Genomic DNA, 26,067 nt, shown 5'->3' with positions numbered 1-26,067 from the left:
CGTTTTCTCCGTATTTGCCGCGAGTGCGTGGCGGGCGACACTCCCGGCGAAGTTTCTGGGCAGTCAACGGATTCCGGTGGAGGGCCATTGCGGTGAGCCGCCGATAATGACGTAGTGCCCTTGATGTTTGCCGATCATGGAGGGTCGGCTCGGATCTCGTTGCTATAAAGCTGGTTTAGCTGGCCTTATCGAGATGATCGCACCGAAAATTAATAATTGCTCACTGATTGCTCGCCGGTGAGCGGCGGATCGGCTCCGGTCGAGGTGCGGTTGAGTGCCGGGTTGTGGTGTGGACGTGGGGGTTTGGGCATTCGACGGAAAACGGACGTGGACCGGGGTTTCGGATGGCGTCGGCGAGCTCGGACCTTTATTGTGGTCCCGTCGCGCTGCTGATCTTGGGATGTGGGTTGAGGATCGTAGCCGTCATATCGGTGGGTGGCTGGAGTTAACCCAGCGTGCACTGGACGGTCACTCGTCGGGTTCAGAGTTGGTGCGCAACTTGTCGGGGATATGTCCACGAGGGGCATTGGTTTGGACTGGAGCGGTATGCAGTTGAAGAAGGTTGTCGCGGCTCTCGGTGCATCCGCGACGGTGTTGTCCGGCATGGTGTTCGGCGCCGGTTCCGCGACCGCGGATCCCGGCTGCCCTAGCCTCTACGTGGTGGCGATCCCGGGTACCTGGGAGACCGGCAAGGACAAGAAGCCGCAGCCCGGCATGCTGGCCGGCGTCACCAACAATCTGCCGCGTTCCACCGAGGTCGACTACGTGACCTACGCCGCGACCGCCTTCCCGTGGGAGGGCGAGGTCTACGGCAACTCGAAGAAGGAAGCCGTCGACCGGGCGCGCGGCCTGATCTCGGACATGGCGCACTCGTGCGGCGCGACGAAGATCGCGCTGGTCGGGTACAGCCAGGGGGCCGACGCCGCGGGTGATCTCGCGGCCGAGATCGGCACCGGGCTCAGTGTGGTTGCGCCGGAGCGGATCTCCGGCGTCGGCCTGATCTCCGACCCGCGCCGCTCGCCGACCGACGTTCAGGTCGGCGCACCGGCCCCCGGCGCGGGCGCGGGCGGCCCCCGGGTGGGTGGCTTCGGCTGGGTCAGCGACCGCACCCGCAGCATCTGCGCGGTCGACGACCTGTACTGCGCGACCGCGCCGGACGATTTCGTCACCCGGTTCGCCGGTTTCATGGCGCAGGCCTCGGACGCGAACCCGGCCAACCTGTGGCGCTACCAGATCGAAGCCGGAAACATCATGAACGACCTGTTCGCCCACGGCGGCGTGCCGACGCTGCAGGCGCAGCTCACCGACTCGGCCAACGAGCAGCGGGCCAAGGACCTGGAGCGGTTCTACAAGTCGCAGGCGCACACCCTGTACGGCAGCTACCCGGTCGGCGGCGGTCAGACCGCCGTCTCCTGGATGCACAACTGGATCGCCGGCATGGCCTGATCCGCCTCGGCACACAGCGAAGGCCCACCTCCGACCACAGGCGGTGGGCCTTCGCCGTGTTCGGGCCCGGACTATCCGGAGCCGGTCGGCGGGAGCAGCTGCTGGAACTGCTGGAACTGTTGCGGTGCGGCGCCCGGGCGCGGGCGGTGATGCCGACGGGGGCCGTCCGGACGGTGCTTGTGGTGCGGCCGGTTGATATCGGCACCCTGCTGGTCCACGTCACCGGCCGCCTGGACCTGGATCGTGGCGTCCGGCGCCGGGGCCTCGGCCGAAGCGGTGGCCGCGAGCGCGCCGACCGGGACGGCGATGAGCGCGCCCGCCGCGGCGATGCCGACGAGCCGCCGCATGGATGTTCTGGAGAGCAACACGGAATTCCTTTCTCTCGAACGGTGGGCCACTTCGGGGTAGCGGCTCACCGGGTCCATAGAAGGTTCCGCGCCTGGGACGACGGTGCGACGTCCCTGCCAATCGTCTGTGAATGGGCGCTCAGGATGCGATGTTGCGCGGCAACAGGTCCCAGACGTGCCCGTTCTCGTTGACCGTCGCCGCGGTACGGCGGCCGGTGCGGGAGAACAGGATTCGGGTGATCGAGCAGTAGTCGATCGGGAAGGTCAGCGGCCGTTCGAGTCCGAGGATCTCCTGCAGCAGCACGTTGATCACGCCGCCGTGGGTGAACGCGACCACCGTGCCGGCCGGGTCGGTGCCCGCGGCGATCTCGGTGACGGCGTCGAGCACCCGGGACTTGAAGGCCTTGCCGTCGATCTGATCCGGGATGTAGCCCGCCTTGATCCGCTCGTAGACCTCGCGGAACTCCACCTTGGCATCCTCGATGGGAATGTAGGCGGGCAGGTCGCGATCGTATTCGGCGAGATCGTCGATGATGTCGACGCCGCACCCGAGCTTCGCGGCCGTCGGCGCGGCGGTATCCCGCGCGCGCCGCTGCGGGCTGCTCACGATCCGGGTGATCCGATGCTGACTCAGCGCGGCAGGCACCCGTTCGGCCTGCTCGATGCCGACGGGCGCGAGTTCGGGATCGGCGGCCCCGGCCGAGTTCACGATCCGGAACGGTTGGGCATGGCGAACAAGGATCAACTGCACCCGCCCCACTCTGCCGCATGCTGCTCGGCCTCGCCGACCTCGCCGCCCGGGGATCTCTCGAGGCGTCGTCAAGTGCCAACGCCCATGCCATACTCGGAGCCATGACCGTCGAACCGTTTCCGCAGTGGCTGCGTCCGCCGCCGGGGGGTTTCGTCGCCGAGGACCTGGACCGCCTGCCCGACCTGCCCCCGCATACCGAGCTGATCGACGGGAGTCTCGTTTTCGTGAGTCCGCAGGCGAAGTTCCATATGTTGGTGATCTCGCTGCTCGATTCGGCATTGCGGACGCTTGCGCCCGCTCGGTTACGGGTTCGCCGTGAGATGACGGTTACGCTCGGGCCCGCCCAACGGCCCGAGCCGGACCTGATCGTGGTTCATGCCGATCGTGATGGCGGCCCGGACCTCACTACTTACCAGGCCCGCGATGTGGTTCTAGCCGTCGAGGTCGTCTCCGCCGAGTCGCGCACCCGGGATCGTGAACGTAAGCCCCAACTCTACGCTCGGGCCGGTATCGCGCACTTCTGGCGGGTGGAGAACGTCGACGGGCGTCCGGTCGTGTACGTCTATGAACTCGATCCGGCGACAAACGCTTACGCGCTCACCGGCATTCACCACGACCGCTTGAAGCTGACCGTCCCCTACGATATCGAAATCGACCTGACCGACATCGATCGGTTCTAGTCGGCAAACGATCAGATAGGCATTGCGACGCATGCGCGTTGCCGGTCGAAGAATGTCCGAGCGCATCGTCAACCGAGGGGTTGCGCAGGCGAGGCCATATCGCAAACGGCCCGGCATGCGTGCTGTGGGCCGGGCCGTTCCGCTGTCCCGGGGTTACTGCCTGCGGCGGCGCATCAGCAGGTAGACGCCGCCGACGATGGCCGCGACCACGAGCAGGCAGCAGAGCCCGCCGATGATCAGGCCGCCGCTGCCGCGTCTCTTTTTCTTGGCCGCCAGCTCCATCGCCGAGTTCCAGGTGTCCGGGCTCGCCCAGGCGCTGTGGTCCACCAGGCTCAAATTGGTCAGCAGGTCAAGGTACATTTCGAACCCCATCTCGGCTATCGGTTCCCTCCCGGGGCCGGAGATTTCCCGGCCGCCCCGGCCCGATTCCCAAGGGTAGCTGTCCGATTCGTCGCCTGTGTGCCCTTCGCCGGCAACGGATTGTTCAGCGCGGTTTCACCAACGGGAACGGCAACGTCTCGCGGATGCTGCGCCCGGTGATCAGCATGACCACCCGGTCGACACCCATGCCCAGCCCGCCGGTGGGCGGCATCGCGTGCTCGAGCGCCTGCAGGAAGTCCTCGTCGAGTTCCATCGCCTCCGGGTCGCCGTTGGCCGCGAGCAGCGACTGCTCGGTGAGCCTGCGGCGTTGCTCGACCGGATCGGTGAGTTCGCTGTAGGCGGTGCCGAGTTCGACGCCCCAGGCGACCAGGTCCCAGCGTTCGGTGACGCCCTCGATGCTGCGATGGGCGCGGGTCAGCGGCGAGACCGAGGTGGGGAAGTCGATGTAGAAAGTCGGCTCCTCCGTGTGGGATTCGACCAGGTGCTCATACATCTCCAGCACCACCTGCCCGGCGTCCCAGCCGTGCTGATAGGGCACCTCGGCCTTGTCGCACAGTTCGCGCAGCTGCTCCAGGCCGGTCTGCGGGGTGACCTCCGCGCCGATCGCCTCGGACACCGCGCCGTGCACCGTCTTCACCGCCCACTCGCCGGAGATGTCCACCGGCTCGAAGGATCCGTCGCTCTGCGGCCGCAACGCGACCATCGCGCCGTTGGCCGCGAGCGCGGCGTCCTGGATCAGCTGCCGGCAGACGTGCATCATCCGCTCGTAGTCGCTGTGTGCCTCGTACGCCTCGAGAATGGTGAACTCGGGGTTGTGGCTGAAGTCCACGCCCTCGTTGCGGAAGGTCCGGCCGATCTCGAACACCTTCTCCATGCCGCCGACGCACAGCCGCTTCAGGTACAGCTCGGGCGCGATCCGCAGATACAGATCCAGGTCGTAGGCGTTGATGTGGGTGAGGAACGGGGTGGCGTTCGCGCCGCCGTGCACCTGCTGCAGGATCGGCGTCTCCACCTCCAGATAGCCCCACGCGTTCAGCGAGTCCCGCAGCGAGCGCACCACCGCGCTGCGCTTGGCGAGCACCTCCCTGGTCTCCGGGTTGATCGCCATGTCGACGTAGCGCTGGCGCACCTTGGCCTCGGGGTCGGACAGGCCTTTCCACTTGTCCGGCAACGGATGCAGGCACTTGCCCAGCATCCGCCAGTCCGCCGCGAGCAGCGAGAGTTCGCCGCGGCGGCTGCTGCCGATCTGACCGCTCACCTCGATCAGGTCACCCAGGTCGAAGAACTCGGTGAACTCGGCGCTGCGCTCGGCGCCGACCCGGTCGCGGTCGATCACCAGCTGGATGTCGTCGGTCCAGTCCCGCACCACCGCGAATATCACGCCGCCGTAGTCGCGGATGCGCAGCAGCCTGCCGCAGACCCGGACCGTGGTGCCGCGCGGCGACTGCCTGGCCCCGGCGACGGTGTGGGTCGGCGGGTAGGCGACCGGATAGGCCTCGACGCCGGACGCGGCGAGCCGGTCCAGCTTGTCCATCCGCACCCGCACCTGCTCGGGGCGGCGCGGCAGCAGTTCCTTGCCCTCGACCGGACCGGGCTCCGGCGGGCTGCCGTCGGCGTGCAGGCCGGTCATGGTCGCGGGCACCGCGCTGTGCATGCCGGTGTGGGTGATGGTGTCGGGTTCCTTGCCGAACCGCGGCAGGAAGCCCTCGGCGAGCGCGCTGGCCACCGCGACCCGGGGCAGCTGCCTGCGCTCCTCGAACAGGAAAAACCTTGGCACCCAGTGCGGTTGGTACTTCACGTTGGAGCGGTACAGCGCCTCCAGCTGCCACCAGCGGGAGAAGAACAGCAGCACACCGCGCCACAGCCGGAGCACCGGGCCCGCGCCGATCCGTCCGCCCTCCTCGAACACCGAGCGGAACACCGCGAAGTTCAGCGAGACCTTGGTGATGCCCTGCTGCTCGGAGTTGAGCGCGAGCTGCGAGATCATCAGCTCCATCACGCCGTTCGGGCCGTGCGGATCGCGCCGCATCAACTCCAGCGAGACGCCGGTGCGGCCCCACGGCACCAGCGACAGCATGCCGAGCACCCGGTCCTGTCCGTTCACCGCCTCGACCAGCAGGCAGTCCGCGTCCAGCGGATCGCCCAGCCGGCCGAGCGCCATGGAGAAGCCGCGCTCGGTCTCGGTGTCGCGCCAGGCGTCCGCGCGGGCGATCACCTGCTTGAACTCGTCGGCGGGGATGTCGCGATGCCTGCGGATGCGCACGGTGATGCCGTGCTTGCGCAACCGGTTCGCGGCCTGGCGCACCGGCTTCATCTCGGGACCGGCCAGGGAGAACGTCCTGGTGTCCAGGATCGCCTCGTCGCCGAGCCGGATCGCGGACAGGCCCGCCCGCCGGTAGGACGTCGCGCCGAGCTCGCTCGCGCCCATGACGGCCGGCGCCCAGCCGAATTGGTCGGCCAGCCGCAACCACGCGTCGATCGCCTGCGGCCATGCCTCGCGAATGCCGATCGGGTCACCGCTGGCGAGGCAGACGCCGAGTTCCACGCGATAGGTGACCGCCGCTTTGCCGCTCGGCGCGAACACCACCGCCTTGTCCCGGCGGGTGGCGAAGTAGCCGAGCGAGTCCTCCACGTCGGAGCGTTCCAGCAGGCCGCGGATCGCGGATTCGTCGGTGCCGGTCATCGCGTTCGCCGCGCGCTGCGAGCGCAGCAGGATGATCACCGCGGCGAGCAGCGCGATCGCGCCGAACAGGCCGAGCAGGAAGTTGACGAACGGGCGCGGGTGACCGTCGAAGTGCTCGTTGTCCACCAGCACCGCCGCGGTCACCCGATAGATGGCCCAGCCGGGCCGCTGCGCGCCGCGCGGCAGCGATCCGGGGAACAACTCGACCAGGCCCCAGCCGAGCATGCAGCCGACCGTCAGGCCGCCGATCAGCACGCCGAGCGCCTTCCAGCCCGCCCCGCGGCGCACCTTCGTGTAGAACTCGCGCCAGGCCGCGATCAGCACGCCCATCACCGCGAGGTGCACGATCATCGCCACCAGCGCGTCGATATTGCCGGTGTCGGCGAAATCCAGGCCGTCGGCCAGCGCGTACAGCGACACGTAACCGAGCAGCAGCCACCAGGCGATGCGCTTGCGGCTGGCCAGCGCGCCCGCGAGCAGGCCGATGATCAGCGCCCACATCAGGTTGGTGTCGGGCGCGTCGAAGTAATAGTTGTCGATGTAGCGGCGCGGTACCTGAGTCAGGAAACGTAAGCCGGGCGAGAGGCTCCAGAGGAAACACGCGACCGCGAAGACTCCGAGCACCAGGCCCGCGATATGCGGGACCTCTGCCAGCCGTCCGTGCCCCCGATGGGGGACCGGTGGGGTAGGTCTGTCCGCGGGCGGTTCGATCAGGTGTTGCCGGGCTTGCGTGGTGGTCACTGAACCAGTGTGTACGGTGCCGCCGTCGCGGTGCTCGAAGACCTCCCGGGCATGTCGGTTCTCGGCGCGTCGCATACGCGTGTCAGTGCATCATCGGCGACTCGCGCGGGGGCTGACGTTTACCGCTTCCGGAGGCAAGGTAAGGATGTAGGTCATGGCGGAACCAGTCGATGTACCGATCGATGACGAAGGCATTCGGCTCGGTCAGTTCCTGAAGTTGGCCAATCTGATCGAATCCGGCTCGGAGGCGAAGACGGTGATCGCCTCCGGTTTGGTGCGGGTGAACGACGAGGTGGAACTGCGGCGCGGGCGGCAGTTGCAGATCGGCGACGTGGTCACCCTCGCCGGCCATCAGGCGAGGGTGTCGGTCTGACCTAGTCTTCGGCGCGGACCACGACGCCGTCGTGGTCGCTGTAGAGCATGTCGCCGGGCACGAAGGTGACGCCGCCGAATTCGACCGGGACGTCGCGGTCGCCGCTGCCGGTCTGGGTGCTCTTGCGCGGGTTGGTACCCAGCGCCTTGATGCCGATGTCGAGGGTGCGCAGGATCGCCGAGTCGCGCACCGCGCCGTTGATGATCACCCCGGCCCAGCCGTTGTCCACGCCGCGGCCCGCGATGATGTCGCCGACCAGCGCCGTGTGAACGCTCGCGCCGCCGTCCACGACCAGCACCTTGCCCTGGCCCGGTTCGCCGAGCGTCTGCTTGACCAGCAGGTTGTCCTGGAAGCAGCGGATGGTGGTGATCCGGCCGGAAAAGGCCGCGCGGCCGCCGAACTGGATGAACTGCGTATCGCAGCTGCGAATCTCGGGGCCGATCTCGTCGGCCAGGTCGGCAGTAGCCACAACATTCTGCGATTCGGTCACTGGCTCAGCTTAAGCGTGGCCGAGCAGGAGTTTCGGGAGGGCCGCTCCCGCTGTGAGATCGATCGCTATGAGTATGCCGACAGGCGCTAACGGTGCCCGTAATGCAGTTCGTACATCTCCCGATCGTGTTCGGAGAACTTGGCGCGGTCGACCAGGTCGGGGTTCAACCCGTGCTGGACGAGACGGTAGCGGCGCCAGACGTAGCTGAGCGCCACGGTGAAGATGACCATCGGGACGATCATCATCACGATCAGGCCGAGCTTGAGCGGCATCGGCCCCGGAAAGAGCAGTACCAGCGCGAAGAACGGAATGACGGGTCCGAGGAACCGGACGAGATAGCGTTCCATGGCCCCGTGTCCGACGAGGTCGCGGCTGACCCACTCGTGCAGCTCCGCGGGGAGCTCGCGGCCCAGATCGTAGGCGATCCGCTGCCTGATTGTGGGGGTTTTCATGCATAAAGGCTATGCCTGTGTTGTCGGTCACCGCTAGGTTGCTGGGCGGTCAACCTCGGCCGTGCCTGCGCTCGTAGGCGAGGCGTTCCGGCTCGGCCCGGCGGCGGGCGTCCGCGTCGGCCAGCGCGGGATCGAGACCGTGCTTGATCAGCCGGTGCCGCCGGTAGACGTACATCAACGCCACGGTGAAGTAGATCAGCGGCAGATACAGCAGCGCCATCATCGCCAGCCCCATCCACAGCGGGCCCGGCAGCAGCAGGAACAGCATGAGCACCGGGATCAGCGGCACCAGGATGCGCAGCAGATACCGCCGGGTGGCGCCCGGACCGACCAGGTCTTCGCGCACCCAGTCGGTCATCGACGCGGGCAGCGGGCGGCCGAGAATGTACCCGATGCGCTGGAAGAACGACGGCGTAGCGCTCATGACTGCCCCCGCTTCGGCTCGCGCGGTGCCCCGGCGCGCTCGCACTCACTCATGGCTCGAGCGTCCCGCATGGCCCGAATCAGTGAACCGACTCATCCGATTCGGCGGATCGACTCTGGTGGAACGCGGTGATCTGCGTGATCAGGTTGTGTGTGGTGTGCTGCACCGCGATCTTCACGAACGGCTCGATGGTCTTGCCGAGCGCGCGCCCGGCCAGCCCGCCGCCGACCCGGAAGTCGACGATCGCGTCGACGGTGCACTGCCCGGCGCCCCTGGGATGAAACAGGAAAGTCGACTCGACCTCGAAGCCCTTGATCGACTTCACCGCGATGAGAGCGTTCTCTTCCCAGCGCACGACCTCGACCCGGGACTTGAGCGAGGCAGGCCCGAGCTTGATGTGCCCGTCGAACGCGGCGCCGACGCCGACCGTCTGCGCGCCGACCGGGGTGAAGGACTGGATGCCGTAGAGGAAGCGCGGCAGGTTCTGGTAGTCGTTCACGTAGGCGAACGCGGACTCCGCCGACGCGGCGCAGTCCTCGACGATCTTCACTTCGGTCATGGGAAAAACAGTAACTGGTTTCGATCTCGGTCGCCGGGCCCCGTGCGCGGGGTCAGGCGGTGACCGCGAGGGTGGCGGCCAGGCCGAAGGCCAGCGCCATCACCACCACTTCGATGGTCGCGCGGCGCAGCGAGGCCTCGGCGGTCATCCGATGATCGGCGGCCAGGCGCACCCAGCTGCGCCGCCACCACCAGCCCAGCGCCAGCAGGCCGAGCAGCACAACGGTTTTCGCGAGCAGGATGCGTCCGTAACCGGTAGTGACGAACGGCGTCATCCCGCCGACCCGCACCAGCCCGTTCAGCAGTCCGGTCACCCCCACCGCCGCGACCAGCGGCAACGCCATCGCCGAATACCGGGGCAGCACCACCGCCCACTCACCGCGGGTCCGCACCACCAGCGCGAGCGCGACCAGCAGCCCGAACCAGGCCGCCGCCGCCAGCGCGTGCACCGCGGCGAGCACCGACCCGAACGTCTGCTGGGACATGTGCCCGGTGATCGGCCGCAACGCCAGTGCGACCGCCGCGAACACCAGCACCAGATCGGCGGAGGCGATATCCGCCCGCCGGAACGCCACCGCCGAGTAGACCGCGACCGCGCCGACCCCCACCAGAACGGCGATGCCGATCTGCCCGCCGCTGAGGTCCACCAGAAAGGTGCCGAACTCCCCGGCCGCGAGCCGGCCGACCGGCACGCCGACCACGTCGGCGGCCTCGAACACCAGCACCGCGAATTCGGTGCCGCACCAGAATCCGGCCAGCACCGCGAGCAATCGCCACGGCGGCGTCAGGCGCGCGTGCAGCCGGGGCAGCGCGGCCAGCCCGAGTACCGTCGCGCCGACGCCGTCGGCGAGCACCCGGACGGTCGCCGCGGCGGCGAAACCCGCGGGCAGCGCCAGCCCCCAGGCGAGGACGACGCCGAGCAACCCGGCCGGGACGATCAGCAGCACCGGCCACGGCGCGCGGGCGGAATCCCGCCGCGCACCGCCGCGGCCGCCGATCGTCCTACCCGTCACTGCTGCTTCGGTTTCCGGCTTCTGCCGCCGAACAGCGCGAACGCCAGCCCGCCGCCGAACAGCACCACGGCGCCGACGATGAAGACCCACAGCGGAATTCCGCCGGAGCTGTCGTTGTCCGAGTTACCGCCGCCGGCGCTCGGCTTCTCGCCGGGCACCCCGTTGCCCGCCTTGCTGAGCGTGAAATGCCGCTTGCCGCTGACCGGATGGCCGTCGGCCGAGGTCACCCGGTAGGCCACCGTGTATTCGCCGACCGGGCCGAGCTCACCCACCTCGACGCTGACCGTGTTGCCGTCCACCGTCGGCGCGCCCTTCGACCACAGGTTGCCGTCCGGGCCGACGACGGTGAGCGCCGGGAAGCTGGGCTGCAACGCCTCATTGAAGGTGATGCTGGCCCGGGCTGGTCCGGCGTCGATCGTCGCGCCGTCGTCCGGCACGCTGGCCGTCGGCGCCGAATGCGCGGCGGCGGTTCCCGTTGCGGTAAACCCGAATCCGACCAGGAACACCCCCGCGACCAGCGCGGTGAGTAGCCGCCGGATCACGACTGCCGCGCCCGGATCACGTTGCCGAGGCCGAGCGCGACGCCGAGCAGGCCGAGGGCCAGGCCGATGCCGCCGAGCCAGCGGGCGGTGTTATCGGTGTCGTCGGCGGACGAGCTCGCGGTCGCGGCGGCGGCCCCGTGGTCGTCGCCGGCCTTGCCCTTGGCCAGGGTCAGCGACGGGGCCGGATGCTCGGGCTCGGCGCCGTCCTTGCCCGCGGGCTGATTCCAGTCGACCACCTTGCCGTCGCTGTAGGTCTGCTTGGCCGGGAAGCTGACCGTCTCCTGGCTGGGCAGCGGGCCGAGCGAGACGGCGAAGCGCTGGAACTGGCCGGGGCCGACGCCGGCGTTGCCCGGCTCGGCGGTCCAGGTGATCGCGGTGATCTCCGCCTTGTCGTTCTTCTCGATCTTGGCCGACCAGCCCGGGATCGGTTCGGTGCGTGCGCTTTTCAGGTTGGGCAGGGTGACGGTGAGCGCCGTGGTGCTGGCCGTGTCGGATTCGGTGGGCACCCGCAGGGTGATCACCCCGTACTTGCCCTGCTGGGCGCCCGGCGCGTCCACGGTGACGTGCGCGGAGGCGGTGCCTGCGGCGAGGAACGCGAGGGTGGCGGCGGCCACGGCCGTGCCGGTGGCGCGCGAAATCGAACGGTGCATGAGGGAAAGACTTTCTGTCCGAAGGGAACTGGTGCGGCGGGTCAGGCAGGCACCGGCGGCGCGCGCGGGCCGATCGCGCCCTTCGGCGGGCAGTGGTAGTGCGGGAGACCAGGATCGGACCAGTGCGCCGGTCCGGCGATCCGCGGGCGATGCGGCTCGGCCAGCACCGCGCGCACCGCGCCGGAGGCCAGGGCGTAGAGCCGCTCGGTGATCGAGATGATCGCGGCGCAGCCGAGTGCGGCCAGCGCATGCGCGACCAGCATCCACCCGGTGGGAAGCGGATTCGTCGCGGCAGCGGGATGTTCGTGCCCGGCCAGGCCGGCGAGCACCACGTGGCTCGCCAGCTGCCCGAGCAGCAGCAGCCCGAGCACCGAACCACGGCCGCCGGCAAGCACATTCGCCGCGCCCCCGGCCAGCGCGGCGACCAGCAGCACCAGCGTGAGTTCCGCCGAACCGGGGAAGCCACCGCCGGCGGACCCGTGCGCGGCGACGGCGAGCGCCCCCACCAGCACGCCGACCAGACCACCACGCAGGTAGCCGGTGTGCGGTGACGGGGGCATCGCGCGGAAGGTCAGCGCACGCCGAGCTGGGCGAGCACGTCCGCTTCGACTCCGGACAGTTCCTCGGCGATCGAGGCGTGCACGGCCCGGCGGCGCGGCGCGGGCATCTGCTCGGCGGTCTGTACCGCGGCGGCCAGGCTGTCCAGCCGGGCCTGGGTGGCCGCGATGAACTTCTGCGTGTCGCCCCGGTCCTTGCCGCCCTGCGCACCGATCTTGTTCAGCGCCGCTTCGGTATTCACGATCCGCGCCTGCAGCTTCGCGCCGTGGCCGCCGAAGTCGCCGAGCTGCTCGATGCCGATGCCGAGCTGCTGGGCCTTGCGGGTGTCCAGCTGCGCGCGCAGGAATGTCGCGGCGCGATAGGCCAGCGGCGCGAGCACCGGAATCAGCACCCGGGCCACGCCCAGGTACTTCTTCATCTGACTCGCGCTGAACAGCTCACGCTCGGCCTTGGCGGCCAGCTTGAGCGAGGCCTTCTCCTCCGCCTGCAACGCGGCGATCTGCGCCTTGGCCACCTTGCGCTGGGTACGGGCCTCCGCGCGGCGGGCCTTGCGGTCGTTCTTCGCGACCAGCTTGGCTTCCAGACCGGCCTTGTGCTTGAGAGCTTTCGCCTCGGCCCTGCGGCTCGGGCGCCGCTTGCGCTTCGTGAACAACCCCATCGAAGGCCCTCCGTCATGCTGGTTTGCCATGGCAGTACGACGCCGGGGAAAGCCCGTCCGCCCATGTCACACGGTTTGCCTTCACCCTAACGGGTAGGGGTTGCCGACCGCGCGGGCGCGGCGTGTTCGCGGCCCCGGGGTGTCTCGCACCACGGCTGTGCCCATGGGGTTCGTGGGTTTGTCGGGGGTAGGGACCATACTGCATAGCGTGGAATCGGGCATCGGTGACCGAGAAGGTCGCAAGCACAACGGCACGGCCGGCGGTGCGGGCGCGCCGACCCCGTTCATCGATGCCAGGGCGTTGATCGGTTGCCGGCATCGGCTGCATCTGGACGCGGTACATCCCGGTGCCCTGCAAGGGGTTACCGAGGACCCGGGGGTCCGGCAGCGCCGGGAGGCGGCGACAGCCCATCGGCTGCGGGTGCGCGACGCGCTGATCGAGGCGGATCCGGCCGGGTGGGTGGTGATCGACCCGACGCTGCGCGCGTCCGAGCGGGCCGCGGCCACGATGGCGGCGTGCGCGGAAGGCGTGCACCACATCTGGGGCGGGCTGCTGCCGCAGGAGCCGGAGACCGGCAGGCGCGGCGGCTCGGAGATCCTGCTGCGCGATCTCGATCGCGGCGGATACATCCCGGTGATCGTGGTGAACCACAAGGTGACCGACCCGCGCCACCCCGAGCCCGCCGACTTCCACCCCACCACCACCGACCCGTACCACTGGAACCCGCGCCCGGACCGGCATCGCAAGCTGCGCCAGCAGCCGCGCGACCAGCAGCGGCTCGCGCACCTGTACCGCATGCTGCAACGTCACGGCCTGGCCAGCCCGGCCCTGGTCGGCGGCGTGATCGGCTACCACTTCGACTGCATCCTGGTGCACGATCTCGGCCCGGTGCTCGCCGACTACGACCAGCGCTATGCCGATCGCGTCGCGGTGGTGCGCGGCGAACTGCCGACGGTGCCGTCGAAGGTGCCCGAATGCAGGCAATGCCCGTGGTGGACGCGGGGCATCGAGGGACCCAGCTGCGAAGGCTGGCTGGTCGCGCACCGCGATGTCAGCCTGGTCGCGCCCGGTTCGCGGGCCGAGGTGCTGCGCAGGCACGGCGTGCAGACCATCGACGACCTGGCCGAGTGGGCCGGCGACGATCCCGACGACTGGCAGCACGGCCCGTTCGACGAGGCCGTGGTCACCGCGCGGGCCTGGATCGCGGGCGCGCCGCTGGTCCGCCGGGTCGAGCCGGTCCGGGTGCAGCGCGCCGACGTCGAGGTGGATGTCGACCTGGAGAGCTTCCAGGAGTACGGCGCCTACCTGTGGGGCACCCTGCTCGACGGCGTGTACCGCCCGTTCGTCACCTGGGATCCGCTGCCCACCGAGGACGAGGGCCGCTCGTTCGGCGAGTTCTGGACCTGGCTGATGACCATCCGCGCGGACGCCGCCCGGAACGGCAAAACGTTTGCCGCCTATTGCTATTCGCGCACGGCCGAGGACAAGTGGCTCTACGAGTCGGCCCGCCGCTTCGCCGGGCGGCCCGGGGTGCCGACGGTCGAGCAGGTGCGCGCGTTCGTCGACGGGCCGGAGTGGGTGGACATGTTCCAGGCCGTCTCCGACCAGTTCATCTGCCCGAACGGCAAGGGCCTCAAGAAGATCGCCCCGGTCGCGGGCTTCGCCTGGCGTGACGCCGAGGCGGGCGGCGAGGCGTCGATGAGCTGGTACCGGCTGGCCGTCGGCTACGAGGGCGAGCCGGACATGTCCCAGCGCACCCGGTTGCTGGAGTACAACGAGGACGACGTGCGGGCCACCCAGGTGCTGCGCGACTGGATGTCCGACCGGGCAGACCTCGAGGTTCCCGGCCTGGCCGATTTCGGGCCGGTGTCCGATCCGCACCCTCCCGGGGGCCTGCGCGGTTACGCTCCGCTGCCATCTCCGGCCACGTCGCTCGGGCGCGGCGGTACCATCGCGACGTGACTGAGCACGTCGAACAACTCGAGTTCCAGGCAGAGACCCATCAGCTGCTCGAGCTGATGATCCATTCGGTCTACTCCAACAAGGACACCTTCCTGCGGGAGTTGATCTCGAATTCCTCGGACGCACTGGACAAACTGCGACTGGAGTCCTATCAGGACAAGGATCTACAGGTCGACACCGACGACCTGCACATCGAGCTGGTGGTCGACCGGGACAACCGGACCCTGACCGTGCGGGACAACGGCATCGGCATGTCCCGGGCCGAGGTGGTGGACCTGATCGGCACGCTGGCCAAGTCCGGCACCGCCGAACTGCGCAAGAAGCTCAACGAGGCCAAGAGCGCCGCCGCGGGCGGCGTCGACACCGCGGAACTGATCGGCCAGTTCGGCATCGGCTTCTACTCGACCTTCATGGTCGCCGACAAGGTCACACTGACCACTCGGCGCGCAGGGGAGACCGAAGGCACGCGCTGGGAGTCGGCCGCGGGCAGCTCGACCTACACCATCGAAACCCTGGACGAGGCGCCGCAGGGCACCTCGGTCGCTTTGCAACTCAAGCCCGCCGACGAGGACGACCACCTCTTCGATTACACCCAGGAGTGGAAGCTCCGGGAGATCGTCAAGAAGTACTCCGACTTCATCGCGTGGCCGATCCGCATGCAGGTCGAGCGGACCGTCACCGAGGGTGAGGGTGAGGAAAAAACCGAGAAGACGGTCGTCGAGGACCAAACGCTCAACTCCATGAAGGCGTTGTGGACCCGGCCGAAGAGCGAGGTCAGCGACGAGGAGTACAAGGAGTTCTACAAGCACGTCAGCCACGCCTGGGACGACCCGCTGGAGATCATCCCGCTGAAGGCCGAGGGCACCTTCGAATACCAGGCGCTGCTGTTCCTGCCCTCGCAGGCGCCGTTCGACCTGTTCACCCGCGAGCACAAGCGCGGCGTGCAGCTCTACGTCAAGCGGGTGTTCATCATGGACAACTGCGAAGAGCTGATGCCGGAATACCTGCGCTTCGTCAAGGGCGTGGTGGACGCGCAGGACCTGTCGCTCAACGTGTCCCGGGAGATCCTGCAGCAGGACCGCCAGATCCGGATGATCCGCAAGCGGCTGGTCAAGAAGGTGCTGTCCACGGTCAAGGACCTGCAGGGCGCCGAGGACCAGACCAAGTACCAGACGTTCTGGAAGGAATTCGGCCGCGTCCTCAAGGAGGGCCTGCTCGGCGACACCGACAACCGCGAGACCATCCTCCAGGTCTCCTCGTTCGCCTCGACGAACTCCGAGTCCGAGGTGACCACGCTCGCCCAGTACGTCGAGCGGATGGCCGAGGGCCAGGAGTCGATCTACTACATGACCGGCGAGTCCCGGCAGCAGATCGAGAGCTCGCCGCACATGGAGGCGTTCAAGGCCAAGGGCCGCGAGGTGCTGATCCTGACCGACCCGGTCGACGAGATGTGGGTCGGCTCGGTGCCGGAGTTCGACGGCAAGGCGTTCGTCTCGATCGCCAAGGGCGAGGTCGACCTGGAGTCCGAGGAGGAGAAGAAGGCCTCCGAGGCGCTGCGCGAACAGCAGGACAAGGACTTCGCCGAGGTGCTCGGCTGGCTCGGCAAGACCCTGGACGAGAGCGTCAAGGAGGTGCGCCTGACCAGCAGGCTCACCACCTCACCCGCCTGCCTCGTCGGTGACGTCTTCGACTTCACCCCGATGCTGGAGCGGATGTACCGCGCGTCCGGTCAGCTGATGCCGGAGACCAAGCGGATCCTCGAGCTCAACCCGACCCACCCGCTGGTCACCGGCCTGCGCGACGCCTACGACACGCGCAAGGACGACGCCGACGCGGGCAAGGTCCCCGAACTCACCGAGACCGCCGAGCTGCTCTACGGCACAGCGGTTCTGGCCGAGGGCGGCGAACTCAAGGACCCCGCCCGCTTCGCCCACATCCTCACCGACCGACTCACCCGCACGCTCTGATCCGGACATCGGCGAGGGACCACCCCGCGGTGGTCTCTCGCCGGTGCTCGGCAGAATGAGGCTGTGTCGAATTCGACTGAGCCGGTGATCCGGGCGGCGCGGGCCGCGGACTACGACGCCATCGCGAGCGTGGTCGACGAGTGGTGGGGGCGGGCGATCCTGCCGGTGCTGCCGCGGCTGTTTCTCGATCACTTCCATCGGACGAGCCTGGTCGCGGAGAGCGGTGGACGGCTGTCGGGGTTTCTGATCGGGTTTCTCTCGCCGTCGGAATCCGATGCGGCGTATATCCATTTCGTCGGGGTGCATCCCGACGCGCGCAAGAGCGGGCTGGCACGGGAGCTCTATGAGCGGTTCTTCGCGACCGCGCGGGCGCACGACCGGCGGGTCGTCACGGCCGTGACCGCGCCGGCCAACGAGACGTCCATCGCGTTCCACTCCCGGATGGGGTTCACCGTCGGCGGTCCGGTGCCGGACTACAACGGGCCGGGACGGGATCTGATGACCTTCCGCCGCGCGATCTGAGTCCGATTTGCCCCTTTTGAGCTGCTCTTAGAGTGAAACGATATGTGTCGCTACCTTCTGGCACTCGATCCGAAATCCCTCGCGCACAGCGATATTCGCCGGGTTTTGTGGTCGCTCACGGGACGGAGCGGTTAAATTTGGGCGATCGAAAGGATCGTCAGCATATGTCCGGAAACCCTCTCGCCTTTGCCGAGCCGTGGGATCTCGTCGCCGACGGCTACGCCGAATTCGCGCCCGCGCTCATGCAGCCCTTCTCCGACCGGGCGCTCGAATTCGCCTCGCTGACACCGTCTTCCCAGGTCATCGACGTCGCCGCGGGGACGGGGTTATTGAGCCTGCTGGCCGCGCCGCAGGTCGCGCAGGTGCAGGCCATCGACTTCTCCGGTCCGATGATCGAGCGACTGATCGCCGCGGCCGGGGCCGCCGGGTTGACCAATATCGAAGCGCGCGTAGGCGATGGGCAGTCGCTGCCGTTCGGCGACGACCGGTTCGACGCCGGGTTTTCCATGTTCGGGCTGATGTTCTTCCCCGAGCGGAGCAGGGGTTTCGCCGAACTGTTCCGCGTGCTGCGCCCGGGCGGCACGGCCGTGGTGTCCAGCTGGGCGCCGGTCGCCGAATCTCCGCTGATGCGGCTGATGTTCGGCGCTTTCCGCGCCGCCGACCCGAGCATCCAGGAGCCCCAGCCCAACTACCTCAGCCTGGAGAATCCCGAGGTCTTCCAGACCGAGATGCGCCGGGCCGGCTTCGAAGCCGTTTCCATCCAACGGCATACGATCGCGCTCGCATTCGACAGCGCCGAGCAGATGTGGGACACCATGGTGTGCAGCAGCGCACCGCTGGGCCTCCTGCGCCGCGCGGTCGGCGAACAGGTCTGGGCCGAACGGGTCGCGGTGATGAAGTCCTATCTCGCCGAGCACTATCGGCCGCAGCAGCCGCTGTCCACCACCGCGTTCCTCGGCATCGGGCACAAATAAAAGCCGCCGCCGACCTTGGTCGGCAGCGGCTTTCGGGGTTGGGGACCTAGCGCGGGGCCATGCGCAGCGCGCCGTCCATGCGGATCGTCTCGCCGTTGAGGTAGTCGTGCTCGACGATGTACTGCGACAGCTGCGCGTACTCGTCCGGGCGGCCCAGGCGGGACGGGAACGGGACGCCGGCCTCGAGGCCCTTGCGGTACTCCTCGGTGACGCCGGCCAGCATCGGGGTGTCGATGATGCCGGGGGCGATGGTGTTCACCCGGATGCCGAACTGAGCCAGGTCGCGCGCGGCCGGCACGGTCATGCCGTGCACGCCGCCCTTGGACGCCGAGTACGCGATCTGGCCGATCTGGCCCTCGAACGCGGCGACCGAGGCGGTGTTGATGATGACGCCGCGCTGGCCGTACTCGTCCACCGTGTCGGTCTTGCTGATCGCGTCGGCGGCCAGTCGCATGACGTTGAAGGTGCCGAGCAGGTTCACCGTGATGACGGTGCGGAACAGCTCCAGATCGTGCGGGCCGTTCTTGGACAGGATGCGCCCGGCCCAGCCGACGCCGGCGCAGTTGACCACGATGCGCAGCGGCGCGCCCGACTCGACGACCTTCGCGACCGCGGCGGCGACCTCGTCATTGCTGGTGACATCGGCCGGAATGAGGGTGACCCCGGCAGGCACGTTGTCCCCGGCCCGCTCGATCGACTGCGGCACATCCAGGCCGAAAACAGTGGCCCCCAGCTCGGCGAAACGCTTGGCAGTGGCGGCGCCGAGGCCGGATGCGCCTCCGGTGACAATGGCGGCGGAACCCGAAATCTCCACGATGGTCCTCTCGTTCGTGACAGCCAGTTGGCCCTTCGTCAATTGCACCCTAACGCCTACCCCACCCAACCCTTATGAGGACTCCCTCTCACCCCGGAAAGGACCATCGCCGAGCTTCGGGCGGGGCTACCGAAGGGTTACTTTGGCGCCGCCGGAGAACATCGAGTCGTGCAGCATGATGTGGTTCGGCACCGCGTCGGCGGGCAGGTCGAACACGACCTGGGCGGTCACCGTGTTGCCCGGGTTCACGCTGGCGTACATGCTCGTGTCGGCCTGCAGGTTGATCGCGGCCATGCTGTCGTTCTCGAACTTACGGTTCTGCGTGTCGAACAGATACTGATCGCTCGGACTGAAACCCTGCGGCTTGTTCGACGTGTTTTTCACGGTCATCGAGACGATCGTGTACGCGCCCTGGGCTTTTCGCTGCAGGTACGGGTTGTCGCCTACCTCGGCGAGGCCGACCTGGACGCCGGTCACGACGAACTCGAATTTGCCGTCCCGCACCGGTGTATTCAAGCCAGGCGCCGATGGCTTGTCCGCCGACGGCTTCGCGGGCGGCGGGGCAGCGGATTCGCCGGCCGCGCCGACGACAGGCGCGGCCGCCGGACTGCTGGCAGTGGTGTCGGCCTTCTTGTCGTCTCCGCCATTGACCGCGGCGATCACCGCGCCGAATCCGCACAGCCCGACAATGACCGCGACCACGATGAGCACGATCTTGCCGCCCCCGGACTTCTTCGGCGGCCGACCGTATCCGGGCGGCGGGGCGAACTGTCCCGGCTGCGGCGGTTGTTGCCCGCCACTGGGCATGGGCTGATGGCCCCACTGTGGATTCGGCGTTTGCTGCGGTGGGTATTCGTCCTGCGGTGACGTCATCGGTCTTGCCTTCTGTGCGACGTGATGGAACTGATGACGCGTCTATCGACACCCTGTGACCTGCGTTACGTTTCATGTGCTAATGGCATAACTGAAATACGTGCAGGCAGGGGGCATTTCGGCCGGTCCGTGCGGCCATTTGAATGGGCGCCGGTTTATTTGCGAACAAACTTGTTCATTGGTGGTACCGTCGCGGGATGAAGCTGGTTGCGGGGGCGTCTGTTGCTGGGCGCAAGGTTTTGATCACGGGGGCGGCGCGGGGGATCGGGGCCGCGCTGGCTCGGCAGTTATATGCCGGTGGGGCGCAGGTGGCGCTGCTGGGGTTGGAGGGGGAGTTGCTGGGGGAGGTGGCGCGGGAGTGCGGGGACGCGCCGTGGCGGTATTGCGATGTGGGGGATCGTGAGCAGGTGGATCGGGTGGTGACGACCCTGGTCGAGGAGCTGGGCGGGCTCGATGTGGTGGTGGCGAACGCGGGGGTGGCGCGGCAGTTGCCGTTGATCGGGGGCGATCCGGCGGTGATGGAGCAGACGCTGGCGGTCAATGTGCTCGGCGTCTACTACACGTTGCGGGCGGCCGGGCCGCACATCAGTCACCCGAACGGCTACGCGCTGGTGGTCTCCTCGCTCGCGGCGGCGGTGAATCTGCCGCTGGTCGGTGCGTACAGCGCGTCGAAGGCCGCGGTGGAGGCGCTCGGCAATACGCTGCGGATCGAACTCAAACACACCGGGGCGAAGGTCGGCGTCGCGTACTTCGCCGAACTCGACACCGACATGACCTCGCGTGGATTCGGCACCACCGCGGCGCGCGCGATCATCGGCCGGTCGACCGTGTCCGGCGTCGCGCCGCTCGGGCCGGCCATCGATTCGGTGGAGAAGGCGATCGCGCGGCGGCGCAGGCAGGTGGTCTCGCCCTGGTGGGTAGCGGTCGTACTGCCGTTCCAGCCGATCGCCCAGTGCGTGATCGAGATCGCGTTGCGCCGCGGGGTGCGGCGGGCGCTGGAGATCGCGCGGAACGAGGAGGCGCCCTTCACCACGGATCAACCGGACAGACCACGCAAAATGGAGCGGAAAGCCTAGCCGACCTAACCCCGGAGCCATTGAATGACCGAATCGGCAACCAGCGCACGCCAACTCCCGCGCGGCAGGCACGGCCTGCCGCGTGAGCAGGTGGTTGCCTCGCAACGCGAGCGCATCCTGATCGCGATGGCCGAGGCGATGGTGGAGAACGGTTATGTCGGCACGTCGGTCGCGGCGATCCTGAAACGCGCGGGGGTGTCCCGAGAGACGTTCTACGAGCAATTCCGTTCCAAGGAGGCCTGTTTCGAGGCCGCCTACGAGCGGGCCGTGCAGAACCTGCTCGGTCGCATCGCGGATGCCTCCGAGGACGCCGAGCATCCGGTGGCAGGCGCGGAACCCGAGCCGGACCGCATGGTCAAGATGGACCGGATCTTCGCGGCCTACCTGCAGCATCTGGTCGAGGATCCGGCCAGCGCGCGGCTGTTCCTGGTGGAGGTCTACGCGGTCGGCACGGCGGCGCTCGCGCGCCGGGCACAGCTACAGGAGCTGTTCGTCGGCCTGATCGCCGACGTGCTCGGCGCCCGGACCGAGGAGCAGCGCTTCGCCTGCCAGACCCTGGCCGCCGCGATCAGCGCGATGGTCACCGGCCGGATCGCGGCCGACGATTCGGCCGGCCTGCTCGCGCTGCGGGTTCCGCTGCTGAACCTGGTGCGCCGGGGCGGTGAGCTGTTCGGCGACGCGCTGTCCGCGGCACAGCCCGTACCGGGCAGGTGAACCCGATCGCCGGGTGACACCGAGTTCGACGACCGGCTACCGATGTAGTTCGGGATCCGTCGCCGGAGCCGAGGCGGGCAGATCGGGCGCGACCGGCGCGGGCCGCAGCGCGCGGACGATCAGCATGACCGCCGCGCCCGCCGCCGGTGCGATCGCGGCCAGCGCGGCAACGATCACCCCGCCGAACGAGGGGGCGGCCGTCGAAATCAGCGTCGCCGCACCGAAGTACAGGAACAGCAGACCCGACCCGATCCCGATGGCCCGTTCCGGCAGATGCTTGCCGACCAGGATGCCGATGCCGATGGCCAGCGCGTCGGCGGCGACCATGCCGATCGTCGAGCCGATCCACACGCCGACCCAGTCGTAATCGGTGGCCAGCGCGGCGGTCGCGAACATGGTCCGGTCGCCGAGCTCGGCGAGCAGGAACGCGGACAGCACCACGAAGAACGGCGCGGTGCTCGCGCGCAGGGACTTGGGTGCGGGGTCTTCGTCGTCCGCGCGGAAATGCTCCCGCAGCGTCCAGATTCCGACGGCGAGGAAGGTGAGCGCGGCGACCAGCGAGATGGCCCGGGTCGGCAGCGCGGAACCGAGGAAATAGCCGACGCCGACGGAGATCAGGTGGACCGCGGCGGACGCGGTGGCGATGCCGCCGAGCACCACCCACCAGCGATAGCGCAGGGCGAACGTCAACGCCATCAGCTGGGATTTGTCGCCCAGCTCGGCGAGGAAGACGATGCCGATACTCAGCAAAACAGTGGCGATCATGATTGTGCGGCTCCCGGGTCTCCGGCCTGCCGGCCGGAGTCTGGGTATGCCTCCGGCCGACAACGATCAGTTGTCTCGGCCGAAGGTCTCGCCCACCGGATTGTTCCGGTTCACACAGCCGGACCCGAACCCTCGTGGGGTCGCGGGTCAGTATGTCGACTGTGCGATTGGGGGCTACTCCCCTTCGTTGCACCCGACTCTACCCGCAGGCGCCCGGGCGTGCCAACCTGGTGTTGCCCAAATCGCAATGCGCGCAATAAGTTTGGCGATCCACGCGCAGAGTTTCGGGTACCCTTACGCGGCCAGCAGCATGGCCAGAACCGCGGTGTCGGGGTCACTGATCGGGTCCAGTCCGACCCGGCTGACCAGGGAGGTCACCGTGCCGTCGGATTCCGCCTCGACCCACGCCGCTCGATGCTCCAGCCCGAGATGCGGCACGCCGGGCAGCAGCACACAGCCCGACGCGGCCCCCGCGCATTCTGGCAGCGACGGCCGGGTCTCCGAGGGCGGATGCAGCATCAGCAGGGCGGCCGGCATATGGTCGGCAAACCGTCCCGGCGCCAAGGCCTCCGCGCCGAGCACCGTCCCTTCGGCCATCACCAGCCCGACGGTGCCGGGCGCCGGATCGTCGGGCAGGTCCTCGCGCACACCGAACACCGTCGACGTGGCCAGCAGACCGGGCATCGAGGCCACCCGGACCGCGAGCACCAGCACCTGCGCCCACTCCTTGGTGGTATCAGGCCAGCGGCCGGAAATGACGAACCCCCGCAGCGCGCCGCGGGCCTGGAATGGTGTGATGCCGATCGGTTCGTTCGTATGCATCGTGCCTCCCGTCATCGAACCGGGGGCGGCCTTGCCCGTCCTCCAACTGTGGATTCCGAGGATGACCTATGCATCACCTGGCACACAAGTACCAAAGAGTGCCAGCTGACCTGTGGAAACGGGCTGACCAGCGATTGTCTTCGCCCACATGTCGTCGCCCGGCGGATTGTTCGCCGACCGATACCGCGCTGCGGCCCGGGCGTGTCCCGGGAGCGCCCCGAAAACGAGCGAACCCGCGAACAGGCGATCCTGTTCGCGGGTTTCGCTGGTCGGCGGCAGTTCAGCTCAGCCGAAGATGAGGCCCTTGCCCTGGCCGACGGCGCGCGCGAAGCGATCCTGCACGTCTTCCCAGTTGACCACGTTCCAGAACGCGGTCACGTAGTCCGCCTTGACGTTCTTGTACTGCAGGTAGAAGGCGTGCTCCCACATGTCGACCTGCAGCAGCGGGATGATGCCCAGCGGGACGTTGGCCTGCTGGTCGTAGAGCTGGAAGGTCAGCAGCTTCTGGCCGAGGGTGTCGTAGCCGAGCACCGCCCAGCCGGAGCCCTGCAGGCCGTTGGCCGCGGCGGTGAACTGACCGCGGAACTTGTCGAACGAGCCGAACTGGTCGTCGATCGCCGCGGCGAGCTCGCCGGTCGGCTTGTCGCCACCGTTGGGGGACAGGTTCTTCCACCAGATGGAGTGGTTGACGTGCCCGCCCAGGTGGAAGGCCAGGTTCTTCTCGTACAGGAAAATGGCGCCGTGATCGCCGCTGTCGCGGGCGGCCTCGAGCTTCTCGAGTGCGGTGTTCGCGCCGGCGACGTACGCGGCGTGGTGCTTGGAATGATGCAGCTCGTTGATCTGCCCGGAGATGTGGGGCTCCAGGGCGCTGTAGTCGTAATCCAGATCTGGCAGCGTGTACTCAGCCACGATGTCCCTTCCTATGTCGGGCTGCGTGCGCCCATCTCGAGCACACCCAACCATCATTCGTACACCCGCTCGGTTCCAACCGGGCCTGATGCCCCCGCATTCCGTAGTGGGCATGGGCTGTGCACCGTGGACGTCACCGCGGCACCGGGTCGAACCTCACGCGTAGCATCGAACCACGTCGTAGTGCGACGAACTAGTGCGGCGACACTGCCGCACCTGCTCCGTCATCCTTGCGCCGGATCGGGCAAACCGCCCAGCCGGGCAGTACCGATCCTGGTGCCGGGTACCCACTACGTCAACGGTCACCCAAGCTGTCGGCCCGGCCCGAGCAGACGAAAACCGCACACCCGGAGGTCTCCGGATGTGCGGTGCCGATTCCTCGAATCAGAGCGGCGGCGCGATGCCGGGGCGGGTTGCCCGCGGGTCGCCCGCGTCGTGCGCCTCCCACCAGCGGGTCGCGCCCGCGATGAACTCGGCCAGCGGGATCTCCCGGCCGGTGGGGTCGGCGATGAGCACGTTGTCGAACCACACGCGCACGTCCAGTTCGCGCGGGTCGATGCCCTCCTCCTGGGAGAACTCCAGCACGTGCGCGGAGATGTGCTCGTCGATCTCGGTATCGAAGCTGAGCAGCTCGCTCCACAGGGCCCAGCCGCTGTCATCGAGGTCGATGAACTCCCAGCCGTGCAGCCTGCCGCCGCCGAAGCTGCGGATGGCCGCGTCGAGTCCGTCCAGTTGCAGGGGCAGGACCTGCGGTTCCAGGTCGTCCCAGTTCTGCATGCGCAGCGATGCCGCCACGCGACCGACCCCGGTGAAGGTCACCTGAACGCGGTAATCCTCGGTGGGCGTTCCGTTTTCCGGAAGCGTCAGCACCTCTAAGTCGAGTCGTAGTTGCTTGGCCGCCGCGTCGACCTCCAGGCCGAGGCAGGTCGCCTCGGCCAGTGCGACGTTGAGCCCAGCCGTGTCCATTCCGTCGAGTAGCCCCCTGCTCACGTTCATGGCCACAGGCTACCGACAGCTACCGGTGGAGCCCAGTATTTCAGTTTTTCGCTAGTGTTCTCGTTTTTTATGGAACCGAATCGGACCCGCCGCCGTCCAAGTAGTTATCGGAACCCGCCGCGCCCGCGAGTTTCGAGGTCGGCGGCGAATGACCGCTCCGGGATTGGATGCTGGAGGGGAGTCCCGGATCGGTCGTTCGCGCCGTACGAACACGCCGCGAATCCGCTGACGGCACGCAAAAGGGTCCGGATCGGGGTGCCTAGGGCCGGAGGAAGAGTTAGCCGGTGGGTAGCTTTTATAGCCAAACCCTGAAACTGGTGCGCTGTCTGATAGCTGCAGCCTGTGGATGAAGTTGTGGATTATGTGGATAACTCTGTCGGAGATATGCACATGCCGCCACTGAGCGGGGCATCGATCAGGGTTCCGGGACGGAAAACATACCTGAAGTACCGGCGCGATGTCGAGTCGCCGACTGCCCGGGCGCAGGCCGGAACCGCACGGCACCCGTCCACCCATGGCAGGATCGAAACCGTGACGAGTCCCCATGTTCCATCAGTCCCGGTGGACGCGGTGCCCAGCGAATTCGACAGCGGCGCGCCGAGTCCGGCCGACGGTCCGCGCCCGATCCTGCTCGATGTGCGCGAAGACGACGAATGGCAGCTCGGACACGCGCCGGGAGCCGTGCACATCCCGATGGTCGACGTGCCCGCCCGGGTGGACGAGCTGGACTACGACGTCGATCTCTACGTCATCTGCAGGCAAGGCGGTCGTTCCCTGCAGGTGGTCGAATACCTCACGCACATCGGCTTCGACGCCATCCAGGTCAACGGCGGGATGGTGGCCTGGCAGCAGGCCGGACGCCCGCTGGTGGCCGACGGCGACCGGCAGGCGAAGATCTACTAGCGAACGCCGCGAGACACAGGAG

The 26,067-nt window shown here is 68.2% G+C and carries 29 protein-coding genes; 10 read left to right on the top strand and 19 right to left on the bottom strand.

All coding sequences use genetic code 11. From position 1 onward, the window contains the following. The first annotated feature begins 546 nt into the window (after positions 1–546). On the top strand, positions 547–1,446 hold the full coding sequence (locus tag ACFYO1_RS41690; RefSeq protein ID WP_387244512.1) for a cutinase family protein: 900 nt from the start codon (positions 547–549) through the stop codon (positions 1,444–1,446). A gap of 71 nt (positions 1,447–1,517) precedes the next feature. Here the strand turns inward: ACFYO1_RS41690 and ACFYO1_RS41685 are convergent, their stop codons facing one another. Together ACFYO1_RS41685 and ACFYO1_RS41680 are read right to left on the bottom strand one after the other, a co-directional pair. Then, positions 1,518–1,814, bottom strand: a complete 297-nt coding sequence (locus ACFYO1_RS41685) for a hypothetical protein (protein ID WP_387244509.1) — start codon at positions 1,812–1,814, stop codon at positions 1,518–1,520. Positions 1,815–1,932: 118 nt separating this feature from the next. Further along, entirely contained in the window at positions 1,933–2,544 is a 612-nt protein-coding gene (locus ACFYO1_RS41680; protein ID WP_387244506.1) for a histidine phosphatase family protein, read from the bottom strand. A 101-nt stretch (positions 2,545–2,645) separates the two neighbouring features. Between ACFYO1_RS41680 and ACFYO1_RS41675 the strand changes: the two genes are divergently transcribed. After that, positions 2,646–3,224 carry a Uma2 family endonuclease gene (locus ACFYO1_RS41675; protein WP_387244503.1) on the top strand — a complete coding sequence of 193 codons (579 nt, stop codon included), beginning with the start codon at positions 2,646–2,648 and terminating at the stop codon, positions 3,222–3,224. 153 nt (positions 3,225–3,377) lie between these two features. Here ACFYO1_RS41675 and ACFYO1_RS41670 read toward each other — a convergent pair whose 3' ends face one another. Both ACFYO1_RS41670 and lysX read right to left on the bottom strand, forming a co-directional pair. Beyond that, entirely contained in the window at positions 3,378–3,584 is a 207-nt protein-coding gene (locus ACFYO1_RS41670; RefSeq protein WP_387244500.1) for a hypothetical protein, read from the bottom strand. 124 nt (positions 3,585–3,708) lie between these two features. Further along, positions 3,709–7,029: a bifunctional lysylphosphatidylglycerol synthetase/lysine--tRNA ligase LysX gene (lysX, locus tag ACFYO1_RS41665; protein WP_387244497.1), complete on the bottom strand. Its 3,321-nt coding sequence runs from the start codon at positions 7,027–7,029 to the stop codon at positions 3,709–3,711. Positions 7,030–7,183: 154 nt separating this feature from the next. Here lysX and ACFYO1_RS41660 point away from each other — a divergent pair, with 154 nt between their 5' ends. Continuing rightward, the gene (locus tag ACFYO1_RS41660) at positions 7,184–7,402 is read left to right on the top strand and encodes an RNA-binding S4 domain-containing protein (RefSeq protein WP_040729260.1); all 219 of its coding nucleotides are present in this window, start codon (positions 7,184–7,186) and stop codon (positions 7,400–7,402) included. 1 nt (position 7,403) lies between these two features. Here ACFYO1_RS41660 and rraA read toward each other — a convergent pair whose 3' ends face one another. The 9 genes from rraA to ACFYO1_RS41615 form a co-directional block, all read right to left on the bottom strand. Continuing rightward, positions 7,404–7,892 (bottom strand): ribonuclease E activity regulator RraA, encoded by a 489-nt coding sequence (gene rraA / locus ACFYO1_RS41655; protein WP_387244493.1) that lies wholly within the window; start codon positions 7,890–7,892, stop codon positions 7,404–7,406. 86 nt (positions 7,893–7,978) lie between these two features. Then, positions 7,979–8,344 carry a DUF5313 family protein gene (locus ACFYO1_RS41650; RefSeq protein WP_387244490.1) on the bottom strand — a complete coding sequence of 122 codons (366 nt, stop codon included), beginning with the start codon at positions 8,342–8,344 and terminating at the stop codon, positions 7,979–7,981. Positions 8,345–8,393: 49 nt separating this feature from the next. Continuing rightward, positions 8,394–8,768: a DUF5313 family protein gene (locus ACFYO1_RS41645; protein ID WP_150400523.1), complete on the bottom strand. Its 375-nt coding sequence runs from the start codon at positions 8,766–8,768 to the stop codon at positions 8,394–8,396. Positions 8,769–8,847: 79 nt separating this feature from the next. Then, on the bottom strand, positions 8,848–9,327 hold the full coding sequence (locus tag ACFYO1_RS41640) for an SRPBCC family protein (protein ID WP_387244487.1): 480 nt from the start codon (positions 9,325–9,327) through the stop codon (positions 8,848–8,850). 52 nt (positions 9,328–9,379) lie between these two features. Beyond that, positions 9,380–10,339 (bottom strand): CopD family protein, encoded by a 960-nt coding sequence (locus ACFYO1_RS41635; RefSeq protein WP_387244485.1) that lies wholly within the window; start codon positions 10,337–10,339, stop codon positions 9,380–9,382. Further along, a complete protein-coding gene (locus ACFYO1_RS41630) occupies positions 10,336–10,881 on the bottom strand; it encodes a copper resistance protein CopC (protein WP_387244482.1) in 546 nt (181 codons plus the stop codon). Before ACFYO1_RS41630 ends, ACFYO1_RS41635 begins: the two co-directional genes overlap by 4 nt. Next, entirely contained in the window at positions 10,878–11,531 is a 654-nt protein-coding gene (locus tag ACFYO1_RS41625; protein WP_387244479.1) for a YcnI family protein, read from the bottom strand. Before ACFYO1_RS41625 ends, ACFYO1_RS41630 begins: the two co-directional genes overlap by 4 nt. Before the next feature lie 41 nt (positions 11,532–11,572). After that, positions 11,573–12,091 (bottom strand): hypothetical protein, encoded by a 519-nt coding sequence (locus ACFYO1_RS41620; protein ID WP_387244476.1) that lies wholly within the window; start codon positions 12,089–12,091, stop codon positions 11,573–11,575. A gap of 11 nt (positions 12,092–12,102) precedes the next feature. After that, positions 12,103–12,747, bottom strand: coding sequence for a DUF6474 family protein (locus ACFYO1_RS41615; protein ID WP_387244473.1), 645 nt, complete (start codon positions 12,745–12,747; stop codon positions 12,103–12,105). Between the two features lie 163 nt (positions 12,748–12,910). On the opposite strand from ACFYO1_RS41615, the gene ACFYO1_RS41610 reads away from it, so the two are divergent. The 4 genes from ACFYO1_RS41610 to ACFYO1_RS41595 all read left to right on the top strand — a co-directional run bounded on the left by ACFYO1_RS41610 (position 12,911) and on the right by ACFYO1_RS41595 (position 18,173). Beyond that, positions 12,911–14,710 (top strand): TM0106 family RecB-like putative nuclease, encoded by a 1,800-nt coding sequence (locus ACFYO1_RS41610; protein ID WP_387244470.1) that lies wholly within the window; start codon positions 12,911–12,913, stop codon positions 14,708–14,710. Next, positions 14,707–16,677 carry a molecular chaperone HtpG gene (gene htpG / locus ACFYO1_RS41605; RefSeq protein ID WP_387244468.1) on the top strand — a complete coding sequence of 657 codons (1,971 nt, stop codon included), beginning with the start codon at positions 14,707–14,709 and terminating at the stop codon, positions 16,675–16,677. Before ACFYO1_RS41610 ends, htpG begins: the two co-directional genes overlap by 4 nt. 63 nt (positions 16,678–16,740) lie before the next feature. Further along, a complete protein-coding gene (locus tag ACFYO1_RS41600) occupies positions 16,741–17,199 on the top strand; it encodes a GNAT family N-acetyltransferase (protein ID WP_387244465.1) in 459 nt (152 codons plus the stop codon). 164 nt (positions 17,200–17,363) lie between these two features. Next, entirely contained in the window at positions 17,364–18,173 is an 810-nt protein-coding gene (locus ACFYO1_RS41595) for a class I SAM-dependent methyltransferase (RefSeq protein WP_387244462.1), read from the top strand. Between the two features lie 46 nt (positions 18,174–18,219). Here the strand turns inward: ACFYO1_RS41595 and ACFYO1_RS41590 are convergent, their stop codons facing one another. Further along, positions 18,220–18,987 carry an SDR family NAD(P)-dependent oxidoreductase gene (locus tag ACFYO1_RS41590; RefSeq protein WP_150400533.1) on the bottom strand — a complete coding sequence of 256 codons (768 nt, stop codon included), beginning with the start codon at positions 18,985–18,987 and terminating at the stop codon, positions 18,220–18,222. A gap of 126 nt (positions 18,988–19,113) precedes the next feature. After that, complete coding sequence (locus ACFYO1_RS41585; RefSeq protein WP_387244459.1) at positions 19,114–19,860, bottom strand: DUF4352 domain-containing protein; 747 nt, start codon at positions 19,858–19,860, stop codon at positions 19,114–19,116. Between the two features lie 197 nt (positions 19,861–20,057). On the opposite strand from ACFYO1_RS41585, the gene ACFYO1_RS41580 reads away from it, so the two are divergent. Next, complete coding sequence (locus ACFYO1_RS41580; RefSeq protein ID WP_387244456.1) at positions 20,058–20,936, top strand: SDR family NAD(P)-dependent oxidoreductase; 879 nt, start codon at positions 20,058–20,060, stop codon at positions 20,934–20,936. A 24-nt stretch (positions 20,937–20,960) separates the two neighbouring features. Next, positions 20,961–21,650, top strand: coding sequence for a TetR/AcrR family transcriptional regulator (locus ACFYO1_RS41575; RefSeq protein WP_387244454.1), 690 nt, complete (start codon positions 20,961–20,963; stop codon positions 21,648–21,650). Positions 21,651–21,686: 36 nt separating this feature from the next. Here the strand turns inward: ACFYO1_RS41575 and ACFYO1_RS41570 are convergent, their stop codons facing one another. The 4 genes from ACFYO1_RS41570 to ACFYO1_RS41555 all read right to left on the bottom strand — a co-directional run bounded on the left by ACFYO1_RS41570 (position 21,687) and on the right by ACFYO1_RS41555 (position 25,142). After that, on the bottom strand, positions 21,687–22,415 hold the full coding sequence (locus ACFYO1_RS41570) for a TMEM165/GDT1 family protein (RefSeq protein ID WP_387244451.1): 729 nt from the start codon (positions 22,413–22,415) through the stop codon (positions 21,687–21,689). A gap of 294 nt (positions 22,416–22,709) precedes the next feature. Continuing rightward, positions 22,710–23,237 (bottom strand): peptidase, encoded by a 528-nt coding sequence (locus tag ACFYO1_RS41565; protein WP_387244448.1) that lies wholly within the window; start codon positions 23,235–23,237, stop codon positions 22,710–22,712. Between the two features lie 285 nt (positions 23,238–23,522). Continuing rightward, positions 23,523–24,146: a superoxide dismutase gene (locus tag ACFYO1_RS41560; protein ID WP_150400539.1), complete on the bottom strand. Its 624-nt coding sequence runs from the start codon at positions 24,144–24,146 to the stop codon at positions 23,523–23,525. Positions 24,147–24,530: 384 nt separating this feature from the next. Continuing rightward, positions 24,531–25,142, bottom strand: a complete 612-nt coding sequence (locus ACFYO1_RS41555) for a hypothetical protein (protein ID WP_387244445.1) — start codon at positions 25,140–25,142, stop codon at positions 24,531–24,533. 531 nt (positions 25,143–25,673) lie between these two features. Between ACFYO1_RS41555 and ACFYO1_RS41550 the strand changes: the two genes are divergently transcribed. Further along, positions 25,674–26,045 (top strand): rhodanese-like domain-containing protein, encoded by a 372-nt coding sequence (locus ACFYO1_RS41550; protein WP_387244442.1) that lies wholly within the window; start codon positions 25,674–25,676, stop codon positions 26,043–26,045. Positions 26,046–26,067: the final 22 nt, after the last annotated feature.

The sequence above is a fragment of the Nocardia sp. NPDC006044 genome, assembly GCF_042871115.1.
Taxonomy (GTDB): Bacteria; Actinomycetota; Actinomycetes; order Mycobacteriales; family Mycobacteriaceae; genus Nocardia.
The sequence above is the reverse complement of the archived record's forward strand: the minus strand, read 5'-3'. Positions and strand labels throughout refer to the sequence as shown.